Source organism: Bartonella sp. ML69XJBT (genome assembly GCF_028618515.1).
Lineage (GTDB): Bacteria > Pseudomonadota > Alphaproteobacteria > Rhizobiales > Rhizobiaceae > Bartonella.
Genome location: NZ_JAQITB010000126.1, coordinates 1 through 1,122, shown reverse-complemented (window position 1 = coordinate 1,122; position 1,122 = coordinate 1). Strand labels below are relative to the sequence as shown.

The following is a 1,122-nucleotide window of genomic DNA, read 5'->3' as shown; positions in this document are numbered from 1 at the left end:
GTTGATCATGGGAAGACCTCTTTGACAGCAGCGATTACGAAATATTTTGGTGAATTTAAAGCCTATGACCAAATTGATGCAGCGCCAGAGGAACGCGCTCGTGGAATTACCATTTCTACAGCGCATGTTGAATATGAAACAGAAAAGCGGCACTATGCGCATGTTGATTGCCCTGGACACGCGGATTATGTGAAAAACATGATCACGGGAGCAGCCCAGATGGATGGTGCGATTTTGGTTGTTTCCGCTGCTGATGGTCCGATGCCTCAGACACGTGAGCATATTTTGTTGGCACGGCAAGTGGGTGTTCCAGCAATTGTTGTTTTTCTCAATAAGGTTGATCAGGTTGATGATACAGAGCTTTTGGAGCTTGTTGAGCTTGAAGTGCGTGAGCTGTTGTCGAAGTACGATTTTCCAGGAGATGAGATACCGATAGTAAAAGGTTCTGCATTGGCAGCACTTGAAGATAAAGATAAAAGCATTGGGGAAGATGCGGTACGTCTTTTGATGAGTGAAGTTGATAATTATATACCGACACCTGAGCGTCCTGTTGATCAACCATTTTTGATGCCGATTGAGGATGTTTTTTCCATTTCAGGACGTGGAACGGTTGTTACGGGTCGTGTTGAGCGTGGTGTTATTAAGGTTGGCGAAGAAATTGAGATTATCGGTATTCGTCCGACTTCTAAGACAACGGTTACCGGTGTTGAGATGTTCCGTAAGCTCTTGGATCAAGGTCAAGCAGGTGATAATATTGGGGCACTGCTTCGTGGTGTTGATCGTGAAGGAATTGAGCGTGGGCAGGTTTTGGCAAAACCTGGTTCGGTTACCCCTCATACCCGCTTTAAAGCAGAGGCCTACATTTTAACAAAGGATGAAGGTGGTCGTCATACTCCCTTTTTTACGAATTATCGTCCTCAGTTTTATTTCCGCACCACTGATGTTACAGGGATTGTGACGCTACCAGAAGGTACGGAGATGGTTATGCCAGGTGATAATGTTGCGATGGATGTTTCATTGATTGTTCCTATTGCTATGGAAGAGAAACTTCGCTTTGCTATTCGTGAAGGTGGTCGTACTGTTGGTGCCGGTATCGTTTCTAAGATCATTGAGTAAGTAATG

Annotated in this window: 1 protein-coding gene; it reads left to right on the top strand. The window is 44.8% G+C overall.

Annotated elements, in window-relative coordinates; translation table 11 throughout:
* Positions 1-1,116 (top strand): elongation factor Tu (gene tuf / locus PVV68_RS10475; RefSeq protein ID WP_273722221.1); only part of this gene is annotated, 1,116 nt, incomplete at its 5' end.
* Positions 1,117-1,122: the final 6 nt, after the last annotated feature.